21 protein-coding genes are annotated in these 19,424 nt (G+C 46.5%); 8 read left to right on the top strand and 13 right to left on the bottom strand.

Annotation, left to right across the window (positions count from 1 at the left end; all coding sequences use genetic code 11):
* Positions 1-18: 18 nt before the first annotated feature.
* Positions 19-288, top strand: coding sequence for a PilZ domain-containing protein (locus tag METBU_RS25815; protein ID WP_040575460.1), 270 nt, complete (start codon positions 19-21; stop codon positions 286-288).
* A 40-nt stretch (positions 289-328) separates the two neighbouring features.
* Here the strand turns inward: METBU_RS25815 and METBU_RS0103905 are convergent, their stop codons facing one another.
* The 8 genes from METBU_RS0103905 to tviB form a co-directional block, all read right to left on the bottom strand.
* Positions 329-1,408, bottom strand: a complete 1,080-nt coding sequence (locus METBU_RS0103905; RefSeq protein ID WP_017839382.1) for a nucleotidyltransferase domain-containing protein — start codon at positions 1,406-1,408, stop codon at positions 329-331.
* Positions 1,409-1,440: 32 nt separating this feature from the next.
* Positions 1,441-2,319 (bottom strand): HprK-related kinase A, encoded by an 879-nt coding sequence (locus METBU_RS0103900; RefSeq protein WP_017839381.1) that lies wholly within the window; start codon positions 2,317-2,319, stop codon positions 1,441-1,443.
* Between the two features lie 270 nt (positions 2,320-2,589).
* Complete coding sequence (locus METBU_RS0103895) at positions 2,590-3,288, bottom strand: hypothetical protein (RefSeq protein ID WP_138767159.1); 699 nt, start codon at positions 3,286-3,288, stop codon at positions 2,590-2,592.
* A gap of 86 nt (positions 3,289-3,374) precedes the next feature.
* Positions 3,375-5,267 carry an XrtA/PEP-CTERM system amidotransferase gene (locus tag METBU_RS0103890; protein ID WP_017839379.1) on the bottom strand — a complete coding sequence of 631 codons (1,893 nt, stop codon included), beginning with the start codon at positions 5,265-5,267 and terminating at the stop codon, positions 3,375-3,377.
* Positions 5,268-6,198: 931 nt separating this feature from the next.
* Positions 6,199-7,338: a TIGR03088 family PEP-CTERM/XrtA system glycosyltransferase gene (locus METBU_RS0103885; RefSeq protein WP_017839378.1), complete on the bottom strand. Its 1,140-nt coding sequence runs from the start codon at positions 7,336-7,338 to the stop codon at positions 6,199-6,201.
* A 291-nt stretch (positions 7,339-7,629) separates the two neighbouring features.
* Positions 7,630-8,022, bottom strand: coding sequence for a four helix bundle protein (locus METBU_RS0103880; protein ID WP_017839377.1), 393 nt, complete (start codon positions 8,020-8,022; stop codon positions 7,630-7,632).
* Between the two features lie 20 nt (positions 8,023-8,042).
* Positions 8,043-9,050 (bottom strand): NAD-dependent epimerase, encoded by a 1,008-nt coding sequence (locus METBU_RS0103875; protein ID WP_017839376.1) that lies wholly within the window; start codon positions 9,048-9,050, stop codon positions 8,043-8,045.
* A 3-nt stretch (positions 9,051-9,053) separates the two neighbouring features.
* On the bottom strand, positions 9,054-10,325 hold the full coding sequence (tviB, locus tag METBU_RS0103870) for a Vi polysaccharide biosynthesis UDP-N-acetylglucosamine C-6 dehydrogenase TviB (RefSeq protein ID WP_017839375.1): 1,272 nt from the start codon (positions 10,323-10,325) through the stop codon (positions 9,054-9,056).
* 669 nt (positions 10,326-10,994) lie between these two features.
* On the opposite strand from tviB, the gene METBU_RS0103865 reads away from it, so the two are divergent.
* Positions 10,995-11,369 (top strand): DUF4870 family protein, encoded by a 375-nt coding sequence (locus tag METBU_RS0103865; protein WP_014148375.1) that lies wholly within the window; start codon positions 10,995-10,997, stop codon positions 11,367-11,369.
* A 10-nt stretch (positions 11,370-11,379) separates the two neighbouring features.
* Here METBU_RS0103865 and METBU_RS0103860 read toward each other — a convergent pair whose 3' ends face one another.
* Positions 11,380-11,976, bottom strand: coding sequence for an NUDIX domain-containing protein (locus tag METBU_RS0103860; RefSeq protein ID WP_017839374.1), 597 nt, complete (start codon positions 11,974-11,976; stop codon positions 11,380-11,382).
* A 2-nt stretch (positions 11,977-11,978) separates the two neighbouring features.
* Positions 11,979-13,085 carry a PQQ-dependent sugar dehydrogenase gene (locus METBU_RS0103855; protein WP_017839373.1) on the bottom strand — a complete coding sequence of 369 codons (1,107 nt, stop codon included), beginning with the start codon at positions 13,083-13,085 and terminating at the stop codon, positions 11,979-11,981.
* Positions 13,086-13,202: 117 nt separating this feature from the next.
* Between METBU_RS0103855 and htpX the strand changes: the two genes are divergently transcribed.
* On the top strand, positions 13,203-14,078 hold the full coding sequence (gene htpX, locus METBU_RS0103850) for a protease HtpX (RefSeq protein ID WP_014148372.1): 876 nt from the start codon (positions 13,203-13,205) through the stop codon (positions 14,076-14,078).
* Positions 14,079-14,123: 45 nt separating this feature from the next.
* Positions 14,124-14,354, top strand: coding sequence for a DUF2835 domain-containing protein (locus METBU_RS0103845; RefSeq protein WP_017839372.1), 231 nt, complete (start codon positions 14,124-14,126; stop codon positions 14,352-14,354).
* A 264-nt stretch (positions 14,355-14,618) separates the two neighbouring features.
* Here the strand turns inward: METBU_RS0103845 and METBU_RS0103840 are convergent, their stop codons facing one another.
* Complete coding sequence (locus tag METBU_RS0103840) at positions 14,619-15,467, bottom strand: formate dehydrogenase accessory sulfurtransferase FdhD (RefSeq protein WP_017839371.1); 849 nt, start codon at positions 15,465-15,467, stop codon at positions 14,619-14,621.
* On the bottom strand, positions 15,460-16,056 hold the full coding sequence (gene mobA / locus METBU_RS0103835; protein WP_017839370.1) for a molybdenum cofactor guanylyltransferase MobA: 597 nt from the start codon (positions 16,054-16,056) through the stop codon (positions 15,460-15,462). The genes METBU_RS0103840 and mobA overlap by 8 nt, the downstream gene beginning before the upstream one ends.
* Before the next feature lie 38 nt (positions 16,057-16,094).
* On the opposite strand from mobA, the gene METBU_RS0103830 reads away from it, so the two are divergent.
* The 4 genes from METBU_RS0103830 to METBU_RS0103815 all read left to right on the top strand — a co-directional run bounded on the left by METBU_RS0103830 (position 16,095) and on the right by METBU_RS0103815 (position 18,220).
* Positions 16,095-16,553, top strand: a complete 459-nt coding sequence (locus METBU_RS0103830; protein ID WP_014148368.1) for a DUF302 domain-containing protein — start codon at positions 16,095-16,097, stop codon at positions 16,551-16,553.
* Between the two features lie 49 nt (positions 16,554-16,602).
* Positions 16,603-16,746 carry a hypothetical protein gene (locus METBU_RS27930; protein WP_017839369.1) on the top strand — a complete coding sequence of 48 codons (144 nt, stop codon included), beginning with the start codon at positions 16,603-16,605 and terminating at the stop codon, positions 16,744-16,746.
* A 438-nt stretch (positions 16,747-17,184) separates the two neighbouring features.
* Positions 17,185-17,562, top strand: a complete 378-nt coding sequence (locus METBU_RS0103820) for a hypothetical protein (protein ID WP_014148367.1) — start codon at positions 17,185-17,187, stop codon at positions 17,560-17,562.
* 70 nt (positions 17,563-17,632) lie between these two features.
* A complete protein-coding gene (locus METBU_RS0103815; RefSeq protein ID WP_017839368.1) occupies positions 17,633-18,220 on the top strand; it encodes a Uma2 family endonuclease in 588 nt (195 codons plus the stop codon).
* Between the two features lie 54 nt (positions 18,221-18,274).
* On the opposite strand, the gene METBU_RS0103810 is transcribed toward METBU_RS0103815, so the two are convergent.
* Positions 18,275-19,102 (bottom strand): quinoprotein dehydrogenase-associated SoxYZ-like carrier, encoded by an 828-nt coding sequence (locus METBU_RS0103810; RefSeq protein ID WP_017839367.1) that lies wholly within the window; start codon positions 19,100-19,102, stop codon positions 18,275-18,277.
* Positions 19,103-19,424 lie beyond the last annotated feature (322 nt).

Raw genomic sequence — 19,424 nt, 5'->3', positions numbered from 1 at the left:
CTGCTAGGAAGTAAAGCCTTGTCTACATCCAACGATAAGAGAATTCATCCACGATTAATCCATCGGGCCCCCGTACTGGTCGTTATTCCCGCTTCAGGCAAAACCGAACGATTACAAATGCAGGACTTTTCATCCGGAGGGGTATTTATCAATTGTCTGAACGATACATTGCCGCAAATCGGCGACGAAATACAAATTCAAACCTTGGAAATCGAAGATGCTCCGGTTTTAGACGTCAAAGTCGTAAGAGTGATACCTCAAAAAGGCTTTGCGGTTGAGTTTATGTGAAGTCGGACCTGACAACTTTTTGAATCCGACCAGATAAGGATTAGTGATTATCCTTACCGGTCAAGCGCATCCAGCTTTTTCGAAGCAAATGAGGAATCAGTAAATGCACCGGCATTCTGAGCCAATGGGAACGGATGTAAAGCAGCCAACGCGCGAGTCCGGTCCAACGGTCCGAACAACTGGGGTGGTCCGGCATCAAGGCGTGTAGAAAAAGAAAATCCATGATCTTTTGTCTTAAACCGTTCGGACGCCATTGTACTGACCTATCAAGCACGTGCTTAGGAATAGGCGTTTTAAGTATAATTGACGTATAACGAAGCGCATAATACAGAGGGATTTGTTGATTAAGTTCAACAGCTCGAAATAGCAAGTTATCCCAAAAATTTTCTTTAATAGAAAACTCTTTTATTAGTAAATCCAAATCCGATAGATCTCTAAAACCATGCTCTAGCTCACCTTCGTGAAACAAATGGGACGCACTATGAATTACACGGTCTTCAGTCGCTAATATCCAACTGCCCTGCTCAGGAATCTTTATTGCACATTCCAACAGTTTTTTAACATCTGGACAAAAAAAACAAGTTTTAGGCAATATATTATGATGAACGTCAATTGACGTTTGTCTTTGCACATGACGCATAGGCGGAATCTCATGCATCCATTTACGATAGTAACGCTGATCATAAGCATCAATATCATCAAATTTCCAACCGGCATAGATTAGCGCTCTTTCTACATCAAGCAATTTCTCTTCGGGCACCAAAATATCAACATCAGAAAAAAAACGACCTAATGCTGCATCGTTATCCCCAACAATATAAGCCGTGCCTTTCAAAAAAATTAAAGGCAAATCCAACCTGCATAAGGCTTTTTTAATACATTTTATTTCCCAATTCAAGGAAGTTCGCATATTTTCCGCGCAAATCATCGAGGATTCAATATGCTTTAGCGCGCAACTAGGAATACCTTCTACTGAATTTCGCTTAAATAAAAATCCTAATCTTGCCAATAAACCTGCTCTACGTGCCTGTCTAATTAATAAATCCCAGTCGGATAACGTATAATTTAAAACAGTTTTTGGTTCCCTTAATACTAAAGCAAGAAGCGGCAAGTTTTTCATTGAAATTTAAATAGAAAAAGTAAAAGCATGTATTATTCAAGTAACTGGTCGAATAACACTACTGCTTCATCTAAATTACTATATATAAAATTATAGCAGTCGGATCGATCCACCAACTGGCATAAATTACTGAAACCATATCCGCCTAACATATTATAGTTAAAAGAGTTTTTAATTAATTCCAATACCGTTTTCCCTTTCGGAAAAGATTGTAGGAGGGTCTGGCTATGCTCTTGATATTGAGGAAAAACAATCCACTTACTGAAAGCTTTTTTATTTGCCAAAAACACGCTAGCGCTATTCGGTTTCATGTGAGCAATAATTCCTTTAGCCGTATCATGAAAACAAGGACCAAAAACGGCTTCAGGAACAAACTCTTGAATTAAATCAATCGATCGATTTTTCAAACTGACAGGACGAACAAATGGCACTAACTCATTTGTCTTTAAATCAATAATAGCCATTTCATCAGAAAAAAGCCGCCAACCGTTCCCGACCATAGCCGCACATAAAGTACTTTTACCGGCTCCAGGTTTACCGCACAATATCAAAGCATGACCGTTCTTTTCAACAACTGCAGCATGAAGTAGCAGATAATAATGAATATGACTTGCCACTATCCAATTTAATCCCCACTCAAAAAAAGGATAGGCCTGAGACAAAGGAAGAGGTTTAAACGGTGTTTTACCATCTATATAGCATTGAGCCTGACTATAACCTCGAAAAAAACCACCCTTCTCTATTTTTATATAAAAATCCACGAAAACCGAATCATCATAGATAAAATAGTTATAGTCACTATATAGTGCCTTAATCGTATCGATAACCGCAGGCAAAGATGTTTCGATGCAAACTTTAAAAGGCTTAATCTCAAGAAGAATGGCTTCCGATTTCACGCGGCTGCTTAACACGAGTTGTCCGAATTGTCGTTGCAGATAAATCCAAGCTCAAATAACTGTTTTAATGAGCGGTGAATAAAATCAACACAGTCATCATCGCTTCGATCTAAGAATAATTCATCAAATAGGTCGGGTACAGTCATCGGTCGCAATGAAAGACAATGCAACATATCATAAACGGTTGAACTTATTACCGCAGTCTCACTGGTAAGCGGAGCGTAGGCCAAAAAATCATCGCCTAATTTATAAGTTAAAACACCTGAATACAAAAACCATTTCACCTTACAACTGGATTCCTAATATATCGGCTACTTCAGCTACAGTAAGATCCTTATCTTGTATTAATTGCAAATTACTAAAAAGCAGCCATTGCCCCCAATCGTTTACTATTTGCTCTACGGTATAGGGAAAAATTAATACAGGAGAAATCGCATTCAAATATGCCGCAATATAATGCAAAACTTTAGCTCTTTTAGGGTTTTCAATATCGATCTCGATATAAACCTTCTCATTTTCCTCATTAAGAGTTCCTTGCTCAAATACTACATCATCATGCGCAGCATCCAAAAGGTCTTTTAAAGTTGGATTATCATTAGCGCTACTGCTATTTTCGCTTTTCTTTTTCTTTTTATTATTAATAGTGACTATCTTGGCTCGCCATGGATAGAATATGCTATTGAAAGAGGCGTCGGTTACACCATAGACCGCCTCCCATCTGCTTACAGGTTGCCCCTGATAAAACCCAGGCGATCTTGAGCTAAGCCTATTAGGCCCACAACTCGTTGATCCATTTGGTGATGTATTTCCTGAAAGTGCCTGAGTAAATGAACAATTATCACCAATTGTTTGCGCCCATGCCGGTCTACTCATATAGCTCATAATCACAGGAGTCGTCATACCGGCTTTCGTAAACGACCGTCTCTTCTTGTCGACCGGAGGCGTTGGTTTTATTTCCTTCGTTGATTGATTTTCTGGATTCATTTGGAAGCCTCGCTCAAAAAATTTAAATTGTTGAAACATTAACAACAAGAACCGCTTTTGTCCATTGCACATTAGTACAATGTGTCTTATGAGGTTTCATTACGAAAAAACGCCTCAAACATTAATAAAGACCAAATCGATGTGCTGTAATCCCTGATTCCGCTTTGATGCTGGTCGACGATCTTTTTGACAAACGCCTGATCGAAATAGCCGCTGTCGCGCATCGTCTCGCCCAATAACGATTCTCGCACGCGATCTTGCAGCGGACCTCTAAACCAACTTGCCAAAGGTACCGCAAAACCCATTTTCGACCGATACAAAATATCGTCCGGCAAATAGTTTTCTAAAGATTTTTTGAAAATATATTTGCCTTCGCGACCTTTCAGTTTCAAATCCGGTTGAAGACCAGCAAACCACTCGACCAGCTTATGATCGAGTAGCGGCACGCGGACTTCGAGCGCGTGGGCCATGCTGGCGCGATCGACTTTGGTCAGAATATCGCCCGGCAAGTAGGTTTTGATATCGAGATATTGTACTAGCGACTGAGCGTCATAGCTAGCAGCATTTTTGGCATGCCGCCTGAATACCTCGACCGCTTGATAGCCTTGCAATTCTTGTTTTAAGTTTTGGCTAAACAGTGCGTTACGAATTTCGTTCGAATTTACCGAAACGCTGTGAAAATAGCCTTCGAGCGAATCGCGCGCGATCGATTCGAACGTCGATTTGGCCCTGAAGATTTTCGGCGCCCAATCGGCTTTCGGATAGGTTCTCCCTAAAAAGCCGAACAATGGTTTGCGCAATCCATCGGGCAGAATTTGCCTCATCCTGTCTTCGTAGGTATGCCAGCGGTAGCGCCGATAACCGGCCAGATTTTCGTCGCCGCCGTCGCCCGAAAGCACCACGGTCACTTGCTTCTTCGCCAGTTCGCAGACGCGGTAAGTCGGTAGCGCGGAACTGTCGGCATAGGGTTCGTCGTAAAGTCCGGCCAGACGATCGATCAAATGAAAATCGTCCGGATCGACTTGTTCGACGCGGTGCGCCGTATGATAGCGTTCGGCAACTAACTGCGCATATTTCGATTCGTTAAAGGCCGGATCGCCGAACGAGATCGAGCAAGTATTGACCGGCTGTTCGGAAAGCCCGGCCATCATTGCGACGACGCCGCTTGAATCGACTCCGCCCGACAAAAAAGCGCCGAGCGGCACATCGGCAACCATTCTAATGTCGACTGCTTCGCGAAAACGTTCGATCAGTTCTTCGGCGGTTTCCTGTTCGCTCTTGACTTGCCTTACGCCGAACTCGACATTCCAATATTGCACGGGGCGGTATTCTTGTTGACCCCGACGGATCGTCAATTTGAACCCGGGTTCGAGTTTATGAACATTTTTGTAAATCGTTTTCGGATCGGGAATATAACCGAAACCGAAATAGTCTTCGATCGCGGTCGCATCGAGCTCCCTCGGTAATTGCGGATGAACTTTGAGTGCTTTCAGTTCCGAACCGAAAATAAACTGCCCGTTCGACAATTCGGCGTAATACAAAGGTTTTATGCCCAAGCGGTCGCGCGCTAGAAACAACGTTTCTTTCGCCCTATCCCAAATCGCGAATGCAAACATGCCTCGCAAACGGTCGACGCAAGACTCGCCCCATGCCTGCCAACCGATCAATATCACTTCGGTATCGCAATGCGTCTTGAAGGTATAACCCAGTCCTTCGAGTTCTTTACGCAATTCGGGAAAATTATAGACTTCGCCGTTGTAAGTCAATACGACATTGCCGTCTTGACTGTGCATCGGTTGCTGTCCGCTCGAAAGATCGATGATCGACAAGCGCCTATGGCCGAATCCCAAACCGGGTTCGGTATGCAAGCCGCCTTCATCAGGCCCCCGATGAAATTGCACCTCGTTCATGCGACCGAGTAACTCGCGGTCGATTTCGCGTTTTTCCTTTAGATCAAATATACCGACGATTCCACACATGATTTTTCCTGGAAAATAAAAATTCTTGAATTGAGCTTGTGACTAGGGTGTCGAAATTTACCGATTTCCAAGTCGGATAGAATGACTGCTTTATGGATTTTGAGAAAACAACGCCTATGATCATCAACAAATTCGTAACGATTCAGTCCCCCGGCAATTATCGTTCCCATGCTTTGCGTGGGAATGCTTGAGTACCGCTCCAGCGGTACGAGACGCTAGAGCGTCTCGGGCTGCATTCCCACGCTGGAGCGTGGGAACGATAGCGGGATGTGAATAATTACACAAATTCCAAGATATACCTTTCGCACTTCAAATTTCGGCAGTGCCTAAGGAGGCGCCGGTGTGCTCGGTCGATTTTTGCTCCTCGGCAATTGCTCCTGCATTGCCCTAATACACGCCATCCATGGCGTAATGCAAAATCGACATTCACGACATCCATGTCGATCGCAAAGGCTTTGCTAGCATGGATGCTGGCATAGAGCCTACATGGATGTATTCACGGCGTCCTTTGACGGGTCCCCGGTGCCGAATTTTGATCTACGATGAGTATAGCTTGAATGCCGCTGGGTGCGCATCGGGCGCCTTTTCAAAAATATTTTGAGTTTAAAAAGCGGGTACACGGCAATTAGCTAAATGCGGCATTTTTCCAGCAATTCCCAATTTGGAGATCAAAAAGGGTGTGGGTATGCTTGGCGAGGATGTCGGCAGCAGGGCAGATTTTTGCTCCTCGGCAATTGCTCCTGCATTGCCCTACTACACGCCATCCTTGGCGTAATGCAAAATCTGCATTCACGCCATCCTTGGCGTTCGAGCTGCCGCCAAGCCCCCATGGATGGGTTTACGGCGTTCCTCGACAGGCATACCCCACACCCTAAAATCGGCGAAACTGCTCAAACTGGGAATTGCTGGCATTTTTCGACAGCCTAGCTTGTTACTGTAATGAATCGTACACGCTCAGATAATTTTTAACCATCGCATCGATAGAAAAAGCTTGCAAGGCCCGTTCGCGACCTTTGCTGCCGTGCTCGATACATAGCTTCGAATCGCCGATATAGTCGCTTAGCCTACCCGCTAACTCGACCGGATTTTGTTTTTCAACTAAAAATCCGGTCTTGCCGTGTTCGACCAGTTCGGGATTGCCGCCGACACGTGTCGCGATCACCGGCAAGCCGCTCGCCATCGCTTCGAGTATCGTATTCGAAATGCCTTCGGCCTGGGACGGCAAGACGAAAACATCAAAACCGCGCATCAGTTCGGCAACGTCGCTTCGTTCGCCCGGCAGCCAGGCGTGATCGAGCAAATCGTTTTCGTCCAGCAATTGCCTTACTTGCTCACGCAGTGGGCCGTCGCCGATCATGATCAATCCGATCGCATTTTTAGATTCTGGATGTCGCCTCAGCAATTCGACAAATGCTTGCGCCAACGTCATCTGATCCTTGACGCCGTGCATTCGGCCGACCGTACCGATGATCAACCTTTTTTCGGCATCGGGCCACGGACAATCGCCGACAACGACTTTTGGGCGTGCGGGCTGAAAGCGCTCGATATCGACGCCGTTACAGATACGCCGGATTTTCGAATCGGGAATGCCGACTTTTGCGCGCAGATAATTGTCGAGATGACCGGAAAGCGGAATGAAGCGATCGATGATCAGCCCCAGCATGCGCCGCAATAATCGATATTTTTTGTTGCTGCCGTCCGGATCGAACACATCCCAGCCGTGCTCGCCATGCACTCTATGTTTGACACCGGCTAACAGCGCCGGAACCTGATATTCGATCGCGGCGAGATTGCGCGTATGTACGATCGCCGGCTCGATTCGTTTGAGCAAACGATACATTTTCACGAATGACTGCCAGTCTTGCCCTTCCCGTTTGTTCAATTCGTAAATTTCGATGTCTTTCCGCTGCAAGCGATTTTTGAAATCAGTGCTGTTTTTCAGGCAAATGATCGCATGCCGGTAGCGATCGGACGGCATACGATTAATCAAATTCACCAAACCATTCTCCAATCCGCCGACGCCGAGGCTGTAAATGATGTGGGCGATTAGGGGGGGGCTATGTTGCTGCATTTTATTATTGGTGAATGGTGAATGGTGAATGGTGAATGGTGAATGGTGAATGGTGAATGGTGAATGGTGAATGGTGAAAAGGATAGAGCCCTTGTAGTTTCTGTCAATCGAAAATCTTTCAAAAATACAAAAAAATCATTGTTCAGCCAACTGCATTTAAATCCGGTTGAGCTTTTGCCTCGCTCTGAGAAAAAGGGGGATTTGCTCAAATAATCTCCCCTAACCCCTCATTGTCAACGAGAGAACTGAATGCTTACCCAAAAAATCATTCTATTCACTATTTACCATTATCTATTTTCTAAGCTGGTGAAACCTGTAAAGGCCCGACACCAATTTGGCTGTTTTCACCAAAGTGTTTTCAAGTTCTGCACTCGCTTGAGCGAAACCCAAATCAATTGCGATCAAATACTGAGTTTCCAGCTCACTCAACGAACCCTGTGCGATGCTAAGAAAATGTGCAAATTCTTTAGAACCTTTCCTTCCGGCACCCTCCGCAATATTTGAAGGCACAGAAATTGCTGCTCTCCGTATCTGAGACTGCAATCCATATTTCTCTTCAACAGGGAATCCCTTAGACCAAACATAAACCAGCTTAACCAAGCTCATACTAAGCTGCCAAGCCTGTAATTGATAATGCGGTCTAGTATCATCCTTTCCGTTTAAGAAGCGCCCCACCCCATTCATTATTCACTATTCACTATTCACTATTCACCATAATAACTCCCATACCACTCCACAAACCGCGCTATCCCAACTTCAATCGGCGTTCCAGGCTTATAACCGACATCTTGCACCAGCGCTTCGACATCGGCATAGGTGTCGGGGACGTCGCCGGGTTGCAGCGGGAGCAATTCTTTTTCCGCAGTCTTACCGAGGCATTGCTCGAGCACTTCGATATATTTCATCAACTCGACAGGATTTTGATTGCCGATGTTGTAAACCCGCCAAGGGGCACGGCTAGTTCCGGGGTCGGGTTTCGCGCCGGTCCAATCCGGGTTAGGTTGAGCAATATTATCAAGTGTTCGGATCACGCCCTCGACAATGTCGTCGATATAGGTGAAATCGCGGCGATGCTTGCCGTAGTTGAAAACTTGGATTTTTTCGCCGTTCAGAATGGCTTTTGTAAACAAAAACAAGGCCATATCGGGCCGACCCCAAGGTCCGTATACAGTAAAGAATCGTAATCCGGTCGTTGGCAGGTTATAAAGATTGCTATAAGTATGCGCCATCAATTCGTTGGCTTTTTTCGATGCCGCATAAAGACTCAGCGGGTGATCGACATTGTCGTGTACCGAAAACGGCATGCTTTCGTTCGCACCGTATACCGAACTGCTCGAGGCATAGACCAAGTGCTCGACGCCGTAATGCCGGCAGCCTTCCAAAATGTTGATGAAGCCGACGATATTGCTGTCGATGTAGGCATGCGGATTTTCGATCGAATAGCGCACGCCGGCCTGCGCGGCCAAATTGACGACGCGTTCCGGACGATGCTCTTTAAATACCTGTTCAATCCTGTCGCGGTCGGCCAAGTCGGCTCGGATATCGGTATAGCGATTATGATCGAGTATGCGCGCCAACCTTGCTTTTTTCAGATTGACATCGTAATAATCGTTCAGATTGTCGATCCCAATGACTTCGTCGCCTCTTTCGAGCAGCCGCAAAGCCAAATGATTGCCGATAAAACCGGCGGTTCCTGTTACCAGTATTTTCATAAATTACAAACGTGCGTCAGTCAGTTCAGCCGGAAAAACGTATTTCAAATCGTAAATCACCGACTCTTTTTTACCCAGCGCTTTGATTGAAGTGATATCCATTCGCTTAAATTGCTCATGCGCAACGGCCAAGAGGATCGCATCGTAACAGCCGACTTCCGCCTTGTCGATGGTCGTTATGCCGTATTCTTCCATTGCTTCGGCGGGATCGATCCAAGGATCGTAAACATGCACGTTAACGCCGTAACTTTGCAGTTCTTTGACGATATCGACGACACGGGTATTGCGCAAATCAGGGCAATTTTCCTTGAAAGTCAAGCCCATTATCAGCACATCGGAATCTTTGATATGGATGCGTTTTTTCAGCATCAATTTGATTAATTGCGACACGACATATTCGCCCATGCCGTCGTTGATGCGGCGTCCCGACAAGATGACTTCGGGATTGTAACCGATCGCTTGCGCCTTATGAGTCAAGTAGTAGGGATCGACTCCGATGCAATGTCCACCGACCAATCCGGGCCGGAACGGTAAAAAATTCCATTTGGTACCGGCGGCCAACAACACTTCTTCGGTATCGATGCCGAGCTTATTGAAGATGATCGCTAATTCATTGATCAATGCGATATTCAGGTCGCGTTGCGTATTCTCGATAACTTTGGCCGCTTCGGCGACTTTAATACTACTGGCCTTGTGTGTGCCCGCTGTGATGATGCTTTGATAAAGCCGGTCGATGCGGTCGGCGATTTCGGGAGTCGAACCGGAGGTCACTTTGAGAATATTGGTGACTCGGTGTTCTTTGTCGCCGGGATTAATCCGTTCCGGGCTGTAACCGACAAAGAAATCTTGATTGAATGTCAGTCCCGATATTTTTTCCAGAATCGGCACGCAAACTTCCTCGGTCGCACCGGGGTAAACGGTCGATTCGTAAATAACGATATCATTGGGTTTAATCAGCTCGCCTAGCAAGGTGCTGGCTTTTTCCAATGGAGTCAAATCGGGCTGTTTATATTCATTGATCGGTGTTGGCACCGTAACAATGTAAATATTGCAGGTTTTGATTTCCTCGGCCGATGAGGTGTAAGTCAAATGAACGGCTTCTTTTAATTCTTCCTCGTCGACTTCAAGCGTGTGATCGCTCCCGTTTTGCAACTCTTTGATACGCTCTGCATTGATATCGAAACCGATTGTCGGGTATTTCTTCCCGAATTCAACGGCTAAGGGCAGACCGACATAACCGAGACCGATCATTCCCAACTTGACATTTTCTAACATAGATTTTTATTCCTTATGTCTAAAACTCGAATATTAACTATTTTTCTAAAGATTTCGTAACAAATAACTTCGCGATTTATCATCGTTCCTACGCTCTGCGTCACTGCGATTAAGTTAATGGAACCCCATCATTCCGCCATGGACTGGCGGAATCCAGTGCCATGGATAGCAAGCTTTGAGGCACATTCGAGCCTGAATGCCAGCATTACTTATTCTGTGACGGCTTAACTTAATAGTAGTGACGCTCTGCGTGGGAATGCATCCCGAGACGCTCTGCGTCCCCTGTGATCGATAAAACAAGCAAGAGCTAACCAATGCATTTAAAGTCTCTCAATCTACCTAGCCGCCGCAATCGACGCGGAGCGTCTACCCTCTGTGTCAATATACCTGAGACACCGCCCTATGCATTAATTAGGAAAGTTATTTTTACCGTATCCTAAACGGCAAAACGTTACAAAGACGATTCTTAATTTAAGACTCACTTTTCTAATTTTTGATGAAGCTTAGCAGAGCTTAATTTAATTTTAAGCGCGATTTATTACAGTTTCGTAATTTTTTCGACTACTTGAACCAATCGAACCGGCATCCGTTATTCTATTGAATTCGCTAGGGGAACTTACGGCTCATTTATGAACTCATAGTGTTCGACACTATGTAAGGAGATACTTCATGAATAGCAATGAAACCGATAATAATAAAATTAACGCCGAAAAAATGGAAAAGCTTAAAAACCTAACCGGCATCGTCTATTTATGTCAAGTCCTGGCATTCGGTTTTGCAGGCTTGCCTATTTTCATCGGTGTCGCGATTAACTTCATCAAGCGAAACGATGTTCGGGGCACTTGGTTGGAATCCCATTTCGACTGGCAAATCAAAACCGCGTGGGTCGCTGTCGCATTGTTAGCGGCAAGCGGATTGACCTTTGCGATGGGTTTGGGTTGGTTTCTATTGATTTTTGCCGTGTTGTGGTTGGTTTACCGAATAGCATTGGGTTGGCATACCCTATTCGATAATAAGCCGATGGTTCCCAAAAATTTCAAATAAACCGAAACACTCAAGTCCATCGACTTCTGAGTTTATCGCGATTCAATGCCAACCATTGAATCGCGACGATCGGAATGCCCGAGTTAATTTTACCCTGCTCCATGAGCCGAAAAGCCTCATCGAAACTCACGACCGAAACCCGAATATCCTCTTGCTCATGATCCAACCCGTGAATTCCGCCGACACCGGTACTATCGATCCTGCCACAATACAAGCTAAGCCACTCCGACGAACCGCCGGGAGTCGTGTAAAACGCATTGATCGGCAGTAATTCCAGAATCTCGCAGCCCGCTTCCTCGATTGCCTCTCGGTAAGCGACTTCCTCCGGCGATTCGCCCTCTTCGACCGCTCCTGCAACGATTTCCAACAACCAAGGGGCTTCCGGCCTTAAAATCGCACCGACCCTGAATTGTTCGATCAAAACCACAGTATCTTTGACCGGGTCGTATAACAAGACCGCGACACAAGAACCGCGTCTAAATAATTCGCGTTCGATTTCCGGGCTCCAACCACCGGCGAACAAACGATGTTTAAGCCGGTATTTTTCTAGCCGGAAAAAACCGTGATAAACCTCATGCTTATCGAGAACTTCAAAATCCTTATTCATATTTATTTTCGATACTCAACTTTATAAATAACGCCTAAGTTGTCGTCAGAAATCAATAAACTGCCGTCCGGCATTTCCAGGATATCGACCGGGCGCCCCAAAACCTCATCGGACGAAGTCAGCCAACCGGAAATGAAAGAATGTTCGGATACAGGCCGACCATTTTTGAACTTGACCATGGCAATACGATAACCGTGAGGTTGACTCCGGTTCCATGAACCGTGTTGGGCGACGAATAGCTGTTGTTTAAAGCGTTCGGGAAATTGCTCGCCTCGATAAAAATGCATACCCAACGGCGCTTTATGAGCCTTGAATTGCCATGCCGGAGCGACAAATTCCTCGCAGCTTCGTTGCTTGCCGAATTCCGGGTCGGCAATGGTGCCGCCGTGGCAATAAGGAAAGCCGAAGTGCTGACTAGGCTCCGCCCATTGATTCAATTCATCGGGCGGAATATCGTCCCCCATTAGATCGCGGCCGTTTTCGGTAAAAAACAGCGTATTCGTTCCGGGCTGCCAATCGAAACCGACGGTATTTCTTATCCCTTGCGCTAAAATTTCAAGATCGGAACCGTCTGGGTTCAAGCGAATCAATGTTGCATAGATTTCTTTATCCGGCTCGCAAACATTGCAGGGCGCGCCGACCGCGCTATAGAGTTTGCCGTCCGGGCCGAAACGTAAATATTTCCAGCCGTGATGCCGATCGGAAGGTAAACCGTCGAATACCACGACCGGCTTAGGCGGGTTCGCCAAATTGTCGATAATATTGTCGAAACGGATAATCCGGTTAACTTCTGCAACATACAGCGAACCGTTTTGAAACGCCACGCCGTTAGGCATGTATAAATCGGTTGCGATGACATAGCGTTTGTCGGCCTTACCGTCGCCATTAGTGTCCTGAACGGCGTAAACAGCGCCTTGCTGGCGGGTGCCGACAAAAATAACGCCCTTTTCGCCTCGGGCTAACGACCGGGCATTCGCAAGATCCTCGGCAAATAACGAAATGGAAAAACCGACCGGCAACTGTAATTGTTTTAAAACTTCATTGACGCTTGCGGCTTGGATCGGACACGATACAATTAGCGATAGCATTAAAAAGATTTTGGCTTTCATACAGAGGCCTCCTACAAATAAACTTTTCGATATGGTAACACTCTAAAATGCGCTTGAAATAAAAAAATTGTCCCTTATATCGTTATCAACCCTCAATAAACTCAAGGTAATACAATTATGATGCGTATTCTTCTTTTTTTAGCAACCAATGCCGCCATATTGGTCGTTATCAGCGTTATCTTCAATATATTCGGACTCAGCGGGGTATTGGATGCCCAAGGTGTCGATCTCAATCTAAACGCCTTACTGCTAATGTCGGCTATTATCGGTGTCACCGGCTCGGCGATTTCGTTGGCGATATCCAAATGGTCGGCAAAGAGCGCGATGGGCGTGCATGTCATCGAACACCCGCAAAATCAAACCGAAAAATGGTTGGTCGATGTTGTCGCTCGTCAAGCGAGAGCGGCCGGTATCGGCATGCCGGAAGTCGGCATTTTCCAAACACCGGACCCGAATGCATTTGCGACCGGCATGAATAAAAACAACGCCTTGGTTGCAGTCAGCACGGGTTTGTTACAAAGCATGAGCGCCGAAGAAGTTGAAGCGGTTCTCGGCCACGAAATCAGTCACGTTGCCAACGGCGACATGGTCACGATGGCCCTGATGCAAGGCGTGGTTAATACCTTCGTGTATTTTTTCGCGACGGTGATCGGCCATACGGTCGACCGAGTCGTGTTCAAAACCGAACGCGGTTACGGTCCGGCTTATTACATCACGCAGATAGTCATGCAAATAGTCTTGTCGATGCTTGCATCGATGCTGGTCATGTGGTTCTCGCGTTACCGCGAATACCGTGCCGATGCCGGCGGAGCTAAATTGGCCGGGCGCGACAAGATGATCAATGCGCTACGGGCCTTACAACGGGCGCATGAACCCGAAGAACTGCCGGGACAATTGGCCGCATTCGGTATTCACGGCAGCCGCATGCACCGTTTGTTCATGAGCCATCCGCCTTTGGAAGAGCGTATAGCCGCATTGCAAAATAGCCGTTAACCCGCAACAGACCACCGGGCCAGCCTGCTGGCCCGGTACTTTTCGATGAACCAATCAATTTTCATACGCTTCAGGCTCAACCTGAGCTACGATCAATACCTCGGTGTCTATCAAGGCCTGGCCAAAACCATATCGGTCATCGCCGACGACGGACGACGCATTCAATTTCCTGCCGGCAACATCCAGTCTTTTTTGACCCGACAAGGTATTCATGGATATTTCGAAATGGAACTGACGCCGCAAAACAAATTCGTCGGGATCAAAAAGCTGAGTTGAACGCAGTCAATCATGACGCAAGAATCAGACTGATGTAACGATTTAGTACTTGGTGGGCCGGATTTTTCCTTGGCAGAACGGAGTTTGTAACTCCGTCCTGAACGTTTCGACCGTGGCCAAAATCTAATCAAAGCCGCTCGAGGCAAGTTAAATAACCCGCCCCGCCTGAAAAGTTTCAACATTTGAACATTTTCGTGGACAAAATGTTTTCTTGGGTTCAAATCATAAGTCCGCTTTGGATCATCCCTGCTCGATTCGAATAAATCAACCCTCTTCGAAACTTCTCCGACGTTCGGGTATCGCGTCGAACTCGATATGCTCGCTGCCGTTCAACACCAAAAAGTGTTTGCCTTTTGCCCTCGATATCATCGTAACGCCGGCTTGCCTGGCCATTTCGAGGCCCATTTGGGTCGCTCCGGAACGCGACAATAATATCGGTATGCCCATTTGAGTGACTTTAATCACCATTTCCGAGGTTAAGCGTCCGGTCGTGTAAAAAATTTTGTCGGCACCGGATAAATCATTCAGCCACATCAAACCGGCAATCGCATCGACCGCATTGTGCCGCCCGACGTCTTCGACGAAAAAATCGATCCGCTCGCCGGTACATAACGCACAACCGTGGACCGCACCGGCTTTTTTATAAACTTCGTTATAATTTTTTAACGCATCGAGCATTGCGTAAAGCATCGATTGTTTGATCGACACATCCGGCACTCGGATTTGCTTGAGTTTTTCCATCAATCGGCCGAATACCGTACCTTGCCCGCAACCGGTCGTCACCGTTCGCTGTGCCATACGTTCGGAAAAGTCGCTGCCGCCTTGCCGGGTTACGACCGCGACCGCCTCGGTTTCCCAGTCGACCTGAACAACTTTAATGTCAGCGATATCCTCGAAAAATCCCTGATTTTTTAAATACCCGAGCGTCAATAATTCGGGATGCGCGCCAATAGTCATCAAGGTTACGATTTCTTGCTTGTCCACATAAATGGTCAAGGCTCTTTCACCGACTAATTCGATAGCTTGAGCTTCTCCTCGTTCATCGATCGCGACGGACGGCAGTGAAAAACCCAATCCGGCATTGGTCATATCAGGCCTATAGAGATTACTCATTGCCCTGCCCCTCCAACGCGGACAATTCGCCTAAAGTATTCACGTTGACAAAAACCTCGGGGGCGTCGCTAAAATCGACCTGAGTCATTCGATGTTTCATCAACCAACGGTCGATCTTACGCTCGCCGCTGCCCAAATAATCTATCAAGCTGGATTCGAGCGTTGTCTTGATGGCCAAAAACACGGGATGTAAGCGCTCGCCATCGAACGCAACCGCCACATCGATTTCGGGATTTAGACCGGCTTTTAACAATCGTTGCAAATGATCGGTCTTAATCAACGGCGAATCGCAAGGCATTACCAGCACTATTCCGGCATCGGCATGCGCCATCGCGGAAAGAATACCGGCCAAGGGTCCTTCGAAATTACCGTTTTGATCGGAAACGACCGGCAAGCCGAATTTACTATAGGCGTCGAGATTACGATTGGCATTGATAATGACTTGGTCGACCAGCGGCTTAATTGAATCGATCGCATAGGAGACCATTGGCCTCCGATGAAACAGCACCAAACCTTTGTCTTGATTGTTCATGCGTCGGGCCAGTCCGCCGGCCAAAATAACGCCGGTCACTTTTGTTGGATTGCTCATAATGTTAAGCTGTTAGTAGCGAATGGGAATAAAACTGTATGACAAGATCGATCGTTATTTTCGCAAGCCTGATGATTATTGCAAGCTGCGAAACCTTACAACAAAAAGGCGAGTTCATCGAATATTACCGGGTCGAAACCCAAAAACCTTACGATGACGTGCTGGCGGAGATTAAAATTGCCATTGCAGAACACAATTTACGAATTACCGCACATAGTCGTATCGGAAAAGTCATCCGAGATCGAGGAACGGCAAATTTTCCGGACTACGATACGATACAATTTTGTAACCTGACTCATGCCGAAACGTTATTGACTCTGTCGCCCCATTCGGTCAGTCATATGCCTTGCAATGTCGTGCTCTATGCGTTTGAGGGTAAAACCATCGTCAGTACGCATTTATTACCCACCGACACAGGTAATCCTGAACTCGATGCATTCTCTGTTAAAATGAACGGCATGCTCAAACTAATTGTCGATTTTGCCGTCGAGGAATAGTTTTCCGTTCGAGATCCGATATTGCATCTTAATTGAACATTAATATTTAATGCATTTTATACCTTTCGCACTTCAAATTTCGGCATTGCCAGAGGAGGCGCCTGGGTGTCCGGTCGATTTTCGCTCCTGCAAAATCGACATTCACGCCATCCATGGCATTCATAAAGGCTTTGCCAGCATGGAGCTGGCATAGAGCCTACATGGACGTATTCACGGCGTCCTTTAGCGGACACCCAGGCACCGAGTTTTGATCTACGACGGGTATACGTAAATTAATAAACAGACCATACTTTTGTTAGCCCAGTTTTAATATTTACCGAGCATAAGCTACTAAATATTAAGGCTATGCAAAGCCATTTTGGCACGTTGTTTAATTTTTATGCTTCAATAACTTAGACTGTAGACACTACATTTGTTAAGGCTGGGTTAAGAGCATTTTTTTGTAACTATTCAGTCCCCCGGCAATTGTCATTCTCACGCTCTGCGAGGGAATGCCTGAGAACCGCTCCAGCGGTACGAGACGCTAGAGCGTCTCGGTCTTCATTCCCACGCTGGAGCGTGGGAATGATAAGGGGAATGTGAATAATTACTATTTTTTCACTTTATCAAATCAGGAATTAGAGACCTTCGCATGAAAATGAAACTTCTAATCGGTTCAGCCATTCTAGCCACACTTGCCGGGTGCAGCACAACTCAAGAAAAACTTGCTGAAGACGCGCCTTTTGTCAGCGATTTTCCGACTCAGGAACGCGTCGATTATGTTCTGAGCTGTATCGCAAAGAAAGGCGGGCTGACCTACATCACCCAATACGGCTGCGGATGCAAAATAGACAAAATCGCTGAAAAAATGAGTTTTGCCGATTACGATCAAGCTAGAACCTTCGGCTTTATGCGTAAAACGCCGGGCGAGGCCGGCGGCGTATTCCGCGACCCGCCGGAAGCCAAACGATTGAGGAAGCTGATGGAAGAAGCCGAAGCTTATGCCGAAAAAAGTTGTTTCGTGAAATAACACCCTCACGATTCGCCCATCAAAAGAGGCTTTTGGCGAATCGGATGAGCTCAAACAAAGGAGGCTGTTTATGTCTGCTGTACTCAAAAAAAAGTATTATACCCAAGAAGAATATTTAGCAATCGAACGCCAAGCGCAAATCAAAAGCGAATACGTCGACGGCGAAATGTTCGCGATGACCGGCGCAAGCCGCGAACATAATTTGATTAATATCAATATTGCGAGTGAACTAAGAGCTCAACTCAAAAGCCGCCCCTGCGAGGTTTACATCAATGACATGCGGGTCAAGGCTAAAGAGGCACGCAGCTATCATTATCCGGATATCGCAGCGGCTTGCGACACGCCGCAATTCGAAGACAACCATGTCGACACATTGATCAACCCGTCGGTTATCATCGAGGTGTTATCGCTTTCTACCGAAGCCTACGATAGAGGCGCTAAATTTTCGCATTACCGCAAGATCGAATCGCTTCGCGAATATCTGTTGGTCGCTCAAGACCAGCCGCTGATCGAGCGCTATGTCCGGCAAGGCGACGCTTGGCTTTTGACCGAAACCGCCGGCCTTGATACAAGCGTTCACCTGGAAAGCATCGACTGCGTGTTAAGCCTAAAAGAAATTTACGACAAAGTCGCTTTCGAACCCGATCCAAGCAGCTAGACGAAGCCAAACCATGTCGGCTTTGGTTTCGTCAATAGCCGGTCATATACTGTTTTACGGTTTTACAGCCAAAGTTTCGGTAAAGCTTTGGCCTGCTTTACAGTTCGCTCGGCTGGTTGGACTTAGACAAGACATATCGGTAAATTCCGCTTTCAAAATGCCGCTCTTTTCCGGTATGAAATAAAACCGGAAATTCGGATCGGCACTGATCGCGATATCGGTTTTCGCCGTCAAGATCGGCTTGTCATTGAATGACACATTAACCTGATTGACGAAATGCGATTTTTTGACGAAGCGCGTCACTTGATCCATCTGCATGCCGGTGATGTTGGGATGGCTAATGAATAATTGTGCCTCATTCGCCTCGCCCGGCTTGATATTATCGGGCAACCTAAATTTGGCTTTGCCGAGCCGTTGCATTGCCGCATCCAAATCCGCACCAATCGGCGCCGAACAGCCGCCGCTAGCTTTAACGAATTTCTTGGTCATATAAAGCTGGCCGTCGCTCGTTTCGGCGATCGCGCGAACAAAGCTATAGGTATTGACACGAACTCTCATCGCTAAATCCGCTTTACCGCTATCGGGCGTGAATTCGAATTCGCCGACATAGGGAAAAGGATTCTTGTCTACCAGCACCAAAATCTTTTTGATGTATCTGTCGTTGGTTTGCGGAATTTTACTAACGATTTTCAACGGCACCAATGCAGGGTCTTCGGCTCGATAAGGCGCATCAAGTTCAATCACCGCATCGGATTCGGTAATCGTGCGACCGGCGAAAAATTGATCTTTCAATTGCGAAGTCCAGGCCGACTCGTCTTCGGCGGCCAAAGCCCCACTTGCGATCAAAGCCAAGCAGAGGGCCCCAATTATTTTATTTATCATTTTATTTCTCCTGTTAGGTAAATTAATGGGTTAGGAATATGCACAAATTTACTTCTACAAGCTTTAGGCACTGTGGAGGTTCGGCGACTCGCTTGACAGGACGCCGTGAATACATCCATGTAGGCTCGACGGCGGAATCTGATTGCCATGGATGGCATGAATGCAGATTTTGCATTACGCCACGGATGGCGTGTATTAGGGCAACGCAGGGCAGAAAAATACTCCTGCATTTTCTGCATTCGTTACATCCTTGTAACTCAGCAGTTGCCGAGGAGCAAAAATCTGCCCTGCCGCCGACGCCTGTCAATCGAGCCACCGCCCC

Origin of the sequence: Methylotuvimicrobium buryatense 5G (genome assembly GCF_000341735.1) — a bacterium.
Lineage (GTDB): Bacteria > Pseudomonadota > Gammaproteobacteria > Methylococcales > Methylomonadaceae > Methylotuvimicrobium > Methylotuvimicrobium buryatense.
This window is presented reverse-complemented; position numbering and strand designations above follow the sequence as displayed.

Bases quoted from the DNA above. Each gene is read 5' to 3' on its own strand.
- METBU_RS0103860 (WP_017839374.1), bottom strand. From the start codon at position 11,976: ATGAATAAGGATTTTGAAGTTCTCGATAAGCATGAGGTTTATCACGGT.
- METBU_RS0103885 (WP_017839378.1), bottom strand. From the start codon at position 7,338: ATGCAGCAACATAGCCCCCCCCTAATCGCCCACATCATTTACAGCCTC.
- METBU_RS0103905 (WP_017839382.1), bottom strand. From the start codon at position 1,408: ATGAAAAACTTGCCGCTTCTTGCTTTAGTATTAAGGGAACCAAAAACT.
- METBU_RS0103830 (WP_014148368.1), top strand. From the start codon at position 16,095: ATGACAAGATCGATCGTTATTTTCGCAAGCCTGATGATTATTGCAAGC.
- METBU_RS0103895 (WP_138767159.1), bottom strand. From the start codon at position 3,288: ATGAATCCAGAAAATCAATCAACGAAGGAAATAAAACCAACGCCTCCG.
- METBU_RS0103890 (WP_017839379.1), bottom strand. From the start codon at position 5,267: ATGTGTGGAATCGTCGGTATATTTGATCTAAAGGAAAAACGCGAAATC.
- METBU_RS0103875 (WP_017839376.1), bottom strand. From the start codon at position 9,050: ATGAAAATACTGGTAACAGGAACCGCCGGTTTTATCGGCAATCATTTG.
- htpX (WP_014148372.1), top strand. From the start codon at position 13,203: ATGATGCGTATTCTTCTTTTTTTAGCAACCAATGCCGCCATATTGGTC.
- mobA (WP_017839370.1), bottom strand. From the start codon at position 16,056: ATGAGCAATCCAACAAAAGTGACCGGCGTTATTTTGGCCGGCGGACTG.
- tviB (WP_017839375.1), bottom strand. From the start codon at position 10,325: ATGTTAGAAAATGTCAAGTTGGGAATGATCGGTCTCGGTTATGTCGGT.
- METBU_RS0103855 (WP_017839373.1), bottom strand. From the start codon at position 13,085: ATGAAAGCCAAAATCTTTTTAATGCTATCGCTAATTGTATCGTGTCCG.
- METBU_RS27930 (WP_017839369.1), top strand. From the start codon at position 16,603: ATGCATTTTATACCTTTCGCACTTCAAATTTCGGCATTGCCAGAGGAG.
- METBU_RS0103820 (WP_014148367.1), top strand. From the start codon at position 17,185: ATGAAAATGAAACTTCTAATCGGTTCAGCCATTCTAGCCACACTTGCC.
- METBU_RS0103840 (WP_017839371.1), bottom strand. From the start codon at position 15,467: ATGAGTAATCTCTATAGGCCTGATATGACCAATGCCGGATTGGGTTTT.
- METBU_RS0103810 (WP_017839367.1), bottom strand. From the start codon at position 19,102: ATGATAAATAAAATAATTGGGGCCCTCTGCTTGGCTTTGATCGCAAGT.
- METBU_RS0103815 (WP_017839368.1), top strand. From the start codon at position 17,633: ATGTCTGCTGTACTCAAAAAAAAGTATTATACCCAAGAAGAATATTTA.
- METBU_RS0103880 (WP_017839377.1), bottom strand. From the start codon at position 8,022: ATGAATGGGGTGGGGCGCTTCTTAAACGGAAAGGATGATACTAGACCG.
- METBU_RS0103865 (WP_014148375.1), top strand. From the start codon at position 10,995: ATGAATAGCAATGAAACCGATAATAATAAAATTAACGCCGAAAAAATG.
- METBU_RS0103845 (WP_017839372.1), top strand. From the start codon at position 14,124: ATGAACCAATCAATTTTCATACGCTTCAGGCTCAACCTGAGCTACGAT.